We start from the raw sequence: 6402 nt of genomic DNA on the forward strand, positions 1-6402 counted from the left end.
TGGCGTTCCAGCGGTTGACCAATTCGAGCGGCAGTTCGCCCTGGACCTGCAGCACGGCGATGAGGGCGACGTCGAGGAAGCCCTGCGGCTCGCCGGCGGTCGGGTTGCCGGGACGGACGTCGAAGGCGAGCCCGTTGGTGGCGGAGCGCAGGTAGGCGAGGCCCGCGACCGGATCGGTCAGGGTCTCGACCCGATAGCCGGCGAGCTGAAACAATTCGCGCAGGCTGTCGAGGGTCAGGTGGGTGATCGTGGCATCGGACATGGCAAACTCCGTAACGGCTGTGGTGGGTGAGCGGATCGGCCCATGGCAGCGGACGGCTGCCGGCGTGGGGGGCAGAGGTTGCAATGCGCCGACGACACTCCCCGCGTCATCGGCATCACAAGGCGGCGCTTGCGGGCAGCACCGGGGAGGCCCAGGGCGCCGTCCCGGGCGAGCGGGCCGCGCGGTCCTGCGCGATCATGGCGCGCGCGGCCTGCGCCAGGTCGGGCAGCACCTGGTCGGCCAGGCAGGCGCAGGCGGCGCTGCCGAGCGCGACATGGCGCGTGGTGGTGCGGACCGGCGCGGCGGCGTCGTGCGGATCGGGCGCCACCAGGCCGGAGCGTCCGGCGGCGAGGTCGGCGGCGAAGCCGGCCTCGATCCGCAGCACCGGCGGACGGGCCGCCGCGCCGAGCCGGTCGTTGACGGGCAGCTGCGCCAGCGTCAGCTGCGCATCCTTGAGCAACAGCCGCAGATGGCGGACGACCGCCGCGCCCTGCGCCAGCACGTCGTCGAGCCGGATCGTGCTGCCGAGCAACAGGTCGGTCTCGAGTGCGAAATGGACGCGCTGGCCCTCGACCGTGGCCGGCAGCAGCTTGCGGATCTGCCAATAGCTGACCTCGCCGACGCGCTCGTCCTGGCCGTTGAGCTGAAGGCTGCATCGGATCACCACATCGGTCAGGCCGTCGCCGTCGTGCGCGAGCTGATCGCCGAACTGCAGGCAGACCCGGCAGCCGACCGGCAGGACATGGCGCCGCCAGGTCGCAATCACGGCGCCGCGATAGCCGCCCATCGCCAGCAGCGTCCGCAGCCGGGCTGCGGTCAGCATCACCTCCGGGGCCGGTTCGGCGCTGGGCGGCACGGCGGGCATCGCGAACGCTACCTCGCCGCCGGCGTCTGGGCGCCGAGCAGGCCCGACAGCGCGAGCTCGTTGATCACAGGCGGATTCTGCTTCAGGAGCTCGGCGATGTAGGCGCGCCGCAGCAGGCTCGCCCGCTCGCTGCGCATCTGCTGGAGCAGCGGCTCGCGCACCTCGGGCAAGGTCCGGGTGTAGGCGGCCTTGGTGTCGATCAGCTTGATGATGTGCCAGCCGTCGTCGAGCTTGATCGGCTCGGCGATCGCATTCTTGGCGAGCGCCATCACCTGGGTGCGGATCTCCGGCCGGATCTGGCTTTCCGCGAGCCAGCCGAGCTCGCCGCCATTCCTGGTCTCGCTGGTGTCGTTGGCGAGCGCGGCGAAGTCGGCGCCGGGGACCTTCAGCTTGCGCTGCAGCTCCTCGACGGTCTTCTTGGCCTTGTCCTCGGCCGCCTTGTCGGCGTCCTTGGCCACCGCGACGAAAATCTGCGCCAGTTCGAATTGCCGCGGCATCAGGAACGAGGCGCGGTTGGCATCATAGACCTTCTGCAATTCGTCCTCGCTCGGGAAGCTGGCCGGCGGGGTCGAGAGCTGCTGCAGATAGAGTTCGGCAACCGCGCTCTCGCGCACCCGCTCGAGCTGTTCGGCGATCGCCGGCTGCTGGTCCCACTTCTTGGCCGCGACCTCCTGCAGCACCAGGCGGTTGGCGAGCATCAGCCGCACCGCCTGGCTGAGCAGGCCCGGATCCTGCCCGTAGGCCGCCCGTTCGCGCGGCCCGAGCGCGGCGACATAGGCCCGGATCTGGTCGGCCGAGATGTTGGTGGTGCCGACCCGGGCGATCACGTCGTCGCCGGCCGCCGACCTGGCGGTGGCCGCGCCCTGCGTCGCCGTGGCCGCCGCCTGCTGCGGGGCCACTGCGGCGGGGACGGCCGGCTTCGGCTTGGCGACGGCCGGCACCGGGCGCGGCGGCGGCGGCGCCGCGGTCTGGGCCACGGCGCCGAGCGGCAGGCCGGCGAGCGCCGTTGCCAGGAGCGACACGCGCAGGGAGCGCAGCTGGCGTGCGCCGCGGAGAGGAGCAAGGGTCATTGGTCTGCCTTCTGGTCGAGGATCCTGTCGCCGGCGTCCTGGATCCTGTTCTGGATTTCCACCCGGCGCAGCCCCAGCATCGGCTCATGCGCGACGATCGTGTCCCCGATCGTGACGCTCCTGTATTCCTTCAAGAGCTCGCGGCCGGCCTTCAGCATCTGGCCGTTCCTGGCGACGCAGCCCTTGGTCGAGGCCTTGTAGGCGTTGGCCTCGCCCTCGAACCTGGCCCGCGCGGCGTCCTTGTCGCGCGCGACCGTGGCCGCCTCCTCATAGGCCGACTTCCACTTCTCCAGCGTCTCGTCGCGCTCGACGAGGCGCTTGTTGAACTCGTCGACCGCCTCGCGATGCTGCTTCTCGACCTCGCGGACCTGCGCCTTGGCGGTGTCGATCTGGGCCTTGGCCGCGGCCTTGTCGCGCTCGGCATCGGCCAGTTTGGCCTGCAGCGCCGTGCGCTGGTCCTCCAGCTGCCGGGTCTGCAGGGTGGCGCTGCGCAGCGCTTCGCGCAGCCGGTCGGTCTCGGCATCGGCGCGGGCCGGCGCCAGCGGCGAACACACCGCAACGGCGGCCGTGATGAATGTCAGGATGCGTATCTTCATGATCAGAACTTCGCGTTGAGATCGACCAGCAGGACGTCGACGGCGTATGGCGAGCCGGCGATGTTGTTGGCGCTCAGCCAGCGCAGCGAGGCCCACACATTGTCGCTGAGCCCGACATTGCCGCCGAGGAAGTAGCCCTTGAGGTTGGTGCCGCCGAGCCCGAAATCGGAATCGGCGAAGGCATCGAGCGTGGCGTCCGATTCCAGATATTTGTAGCCGACATGCACGTTCCAGTCGGCGAAATGCTTGATCTCCTTGTTGCCGACGGTGACGCGCGCCATCCAGCCCATGTCGCCGCCGTTGAACGGGCCGAACGAGCCATCCGCGGTGCCGGCGCGGTTGTTGAGGGCGATGCCGGGAATGGTGGGCAGATCCTTCAGTCCGGTGCCGGGACCGGTCAGCGCGCGATTGAAGGCCGAGTTCCAGACGAACTCGCTGTCGAGCACGATGTGGAACGGATGGAAGTCGCCGAGGTCGAGCGAGGCGCTGGCGACCAGCGGCCGGTACTTCTGCACCAGGCCGAAATACTGGTACTGCGCCGTCTGGCCGAAATTATTCCAGGTGCCGGATGCGATGTTGCGCAGCGCCCAGTAGGTGTTGCCCTTCTGGGCAAACAGCGGCCGCGACAGGTCCGAGCTGCAGCCATCCGAGCTGGCGACGATGATGCACGGCTCGGAGGCCTGGCCCTGCACGTTCTCGAAATCGTAATAGGCGACGCCGAAGCGGAATTCCGAGACCGGATCGAACCGCATCGCGAAGCCGCCCTGGGCGCCGAACAGCCACTTGTCGTGGCTGGGGAATTTCGCGGTCTCGGTCGAGGCGTTGGTGATGCCGGCATTGAAGTCGGTGTTGAAGATCGGGAACGCGCCGACCACGCCGAACGCCGTGATGTCCGGCAGCACCTCCTGCTTGGCCTGCAGCGCGAAGCCGTCGAAGCCCAGTTCGCGGTACCAGACCAGGTCGGTCGGCGACCAGAACGGATTGTCGAACCGCCCGACCGAGGCCATCAGATCCTGGTTCGGCAGCTGGTACTTCAGGAAGGCGCGGTCGAGCCAGATCGCATATTTGGAGAAGTTCGAGCCGCCGCCGCCCAGGGTCTGGTTGGTCGAGACCGGCGAGTTGCTTTCGCCGGTGGCGATCCGAAGCCCGGCGGCAAAGCCGTTGGTGAGGTCGGCATCGAGGCCGAGCCGGGCGCGCAGCCGCACCTGGTTGCGGTTCTGATAGGTGTTGTAGGTCGGCGGATTGGTCAGGTTGGCGTTGGAGACGTCGTAGGGCGAGCCGGTGTTGATGGCGTTGAAGTTGGTCAGCGACGGATCGTTGCCGGTCGGGAAGAAGCTGCCGTGATAGCGGGCGCGGACGTCGCCGTAGAAATGGATGCGCTGGGCCCATTCCGGATACAGGCCCGGCGAGGCCCAGTTCTCCTTCTCGGCCTTCGCCATCACCTCCTTCTTGAGGTCCTCGCGCAATTGCCGCTTCACGATCTCCGGCACGTAGGTCACGTGCTTGGTGCCGGGCGGATTGGCCGCGGCCGCCGCCGCGGTCGCCGCCTTGGCGGCCTCATCGGCCTTGCTGGAGGCGTCCCTGGAGGCCTGGCGCGACACATAGGCCTCGTCCTCGGCCTGCTTGATCAGCGCCTGCGCGTCGTCCTCGCTGAGCAGCTTGCGCTTCACCATCAGGTTGAGCAAATTGACCGTGGCATTCGGCGAGGTCGGCTTGGCATCCGACACTTTCGGCCGCTTCGACTCCGCCTTCTTCTCCGGCGCGCCGGCCTGGTCCGCGGTCTGGCCGAATGCCGGCGCCGCGCCGCACAGCGCAGCCAGCGAAACAGCGAGCAGCAGCCTGCGCCGGCCTGCACCTGGATTGATCTCAAACATTGTGTCCCCAGTCCTCGTTAGTCCGTTGTGTTTGACAGTCGCATTAGCTCGGCCGACGCGCGGTCAGGCGCGTCACCATCGGCATCGGCATGTCCTTCGGCGGCGGCTCCCGCAGCGTCAGACGCCCCAGCACGTCGTTGCTTATCAGTGCGTCGAGTTCGGCATCGCCGGTCGATGGCACCAGCAGAACGCGGTTGATCCGGCCGGTGCTGTCGGCCCAGAGCTTCACCTGAAGCTGCCCGGACATGTTGCGTGTCCGCGGATTGGCCCGGATCGCCGCCTCCATCTGCGAGGTGACGATGGTCGTGTACCAGCCCCAGCGGCTGCCACCGCCGCCCCCACCACCATACGGATTGCCGCCCGGCTTGCCGCCGAGATTGAAGAGATCGCCGGGTCCGGTCGCCTTGGCGTCAAGCGACAGCGGGCCAGGCGGCTCGTCATTCTTGGCGTCCTTGACCGGCTCGTCCTGCGGCTTCTCGATCGGCTTGTCTTCCTTGAACTCGGGCTCGGCCATCTTCGGCTGCTCGATCATCTTCTGCTCGGGCGGCGGAGGTGTCGGAGGCGGCGGCGGTGGCGGCGTGATGTTGACGATCGTGATCTCGCGGACCTGTCGCGGCGGCGGCAGATCATCCCGACCGAACAACCAATAGCCCACTCCGCCGAACAGCAAGGCGATCACCGCAAGCGCCGCGCCGTAGCGCAACCCGGGGCTGCGGAACACGGAGCCGCGCGCTGACGGCTCGTCCGGTAGATTCCAATCGTCCCGAAGCTTGCTCACGACACGACCTCGACCTGCCGCAGACCGCGATCGCGCTCGACGAAATATTGAAAGACGAATTCAACGAGTCTTGTGAACTCCTTCGTCTCCAGCGTCAGCGTCAGTACGGGCGAGGCATCTATCTTCAGATGAAAGGTCTCGTTCTCCGCGTTGAACTCAACATAGGCGTCGCGGTCGATCGACAGGCGCGGCCGGCGGCCGCGCGATATCGTCGCCAGGAACGGATCATCCTCCAGCTCTCCCGCCGTGACGCGACCACGGAGTTCGTTCGCCAGATTGACTAGAAGCGCTTCGCCTCGAATGGGAAACGGCAGAACGACAGAGCTCACGCAATCCTCTTCCCTCGCAGTACAGGAAGCAGGGTTATCGAGAGCCGGCCCGACCAGCCGCAGCCGGACGAGCGCCCGCTGCAGCGCATTGAGCGCACGCTCATAGGCGCGCTTGCGCCGAATGGGCGTGTGAGGGAACGACGTTGGGACCGGGATCGACGATCGCATCACTTCACGAGCGGCTTGGTGGCGAGTCCGACCTGGTTGAGGCCGATGCGGCCGAGCAGGTCGAGCACGTCCATCACGCTTTGATACTGGGCCTGGGCGTCGCCGCGCAGCACCACGGGGAACTCCGGCGTCAGCGCCTTCTGCTGCACCAGACGCTGCTCGAGCTCGGGCAGCGTCACCGGGATGGTGTCGAGGAAGATCTTGCCGTCATTGGCGACCGTGATCGCCTTGGTGGTCTGCGTCGCCAGCGACGGCGCCGCCGAGGCCTTCGGCAGGTTGACCTTCTGGCCCTGCACCGTCGCCGTGGTCATGATGATGAAGATCACCAACAGCACGTAGGCGAGGTCCAGCATCGGCGTGATGTTGATGTCGTCATACGGCTTGGAGTCGCTCTGCAGCTGCATCGCCGTTACTCCGCGGCCATGCGCTGCTCGATCGGATCCGGACGGTCGGCGGAATA

At 67.7% G+C, this 6402-nt stretch carries 7 protein-coding genes and 1 pseudogene; all 8 read right to left on the minus strand.

What is annotated here, in order from left to right; all coding sequences use genetic code 11:
* Positions 1 to 262: pseudogene (locus K288_RS0141970) on the minus strand (YbjN domain-containing protein); the annotation flags it as partial.
* A 115-nt stretch (positions 263 to 377) separates the two neighbouring features.
* Positions 378 to 1127 carry a hypothetical protein gene (locus K288_RS0141975; RefSeq protein WP_027584688.1) on the minus strand — a complete coding sequence of 250 codons (750 nt, stop codon included), beginning with the start codon at positions 1125 to 1127 and terminating at the stop codon, positions 378 to 380.
* Positions 1128 to 1135: 8 nt separating this feature from the next.
* The gene (locus K288_RS0141980) at positions 1136 to 2197 is read right to left on the minus strand and encodes a peptidyl-prolyl cis-trans isomerase (protein WP_027584689.1); all 1062 of its coding nucleotides are present in this window, start codon (positions 2195 to 2197) and stop codon (positions 1136 to 1138) included.
* Positions 2194 to 2793, minus strand: a complete 600-nt coding sequence (locus tag K288_RS0141985; RefSeq protein WP_027584690.1) for a hypothetical protein — start codon at positions 2791 to 2793, stop codon at positions 2194 to 2196. The genes K288_RS0141980 and K288_RS0141985 overlap by 4 nt, the downstream gene beginning before the upstream one ends.
* Positions 2794 to 2795: 2 nt before the next feature.
* Positions 2796 to 4667, minus strand: a complete 1872-nt coding sequence (locus K288_RS0141990; protein WP_027584691.1) for a putative porin — start codon at positions 4665 to 4667, stop codon at positions 2796 to 2798.
* A gap of 43 nt (positions 4668 to 4710) precedes the next feature.
* Positions 4711 to 5388 carry an energy transducer TonB gene (locus tag K288_RS0141995; protein WP_244443470.1) on the minus strand — a complete coding sequence of 226 codons (678 nt, stop codon included), beginning with the start codon at positions 5386 to 5388 and terminating at the stop codon, positions 4711 to 4713.
* A gap of 53 nt (positions 5389 to 5441) precedes the next feature.
* Positions 5442 to 5774 (minus strand): hypothetical protein, encoded by a 333-nt coding sequence (locus K288_RS48740; protein WP_244443469.1) that lies wholly within the window; start codon positions 5772 to 5774, stop codon positions 5442 to 5444.
* Between the two features lie 167 nt (positions 5775 to 5941).
* Positions 5942 to 6346, minus strand: a complete 405-nt coding sequence (locus K288_RS0142005) for a biopolymer transporter ExbD (RefSeq protein ID WP_027584694.1) — start codon at positions 6344 to 6346, stop codon at positions 5942 to 5944.
* Between the last annotated feature and the right edge of the window lie 56 nt (positions 6347 to 6402).

Source organism: Bradyrhizobium sp. Ai1a-2 (assembly GCF_000426245.1).
In the GTDB taxonomy this organism is placed as follows: domain Bacteria; phylum Pseudomonadota; class Alphaproteobacteria; order Rhizobiales; family Xanthobacteraceae; genus Bradyrhizobium.

Bases quoted from the DNA above. Each gene is read 5' to 3' on its own strand.
- K288_RS0141975 (WP_027584688.1), bottom strand. From the start codon at position 1,127: ATGCCCGCCGTGCCGCCCAGCGCCGAACCGGCCCCGGAGGTGATGCTG.
- K288_RS0141980 (WP_027584689.1), bottom strand. From the start codon at position 2,197: ATGACCCTTGCTCCTCTCCGCGGCGCACGCCAGCTGCGCTCCCTGCGC.
- K288_RS0141985 (WP_027584690.1), bottom strand. From the start codon at position 2,793: ATGAAGATACGCATCCTGACATTCATCACGGCCGCCGTTGCGGTGTGT.
- K288_RS0141990 (WP_027584691.1), bottom strand. From the start codon at position 4,667: ATGTTTGAGATCAATCCAGGTGCAGGCCGGCGCAGGCTGCTGCTCGCT.
- K288_RS0142005 (WP_027584694.1), bottom strand. From the start codon at position 6,346: ATGCAGCTGCAGAGCGACTCCAAGCCGTATGACGACATCAACATCACG.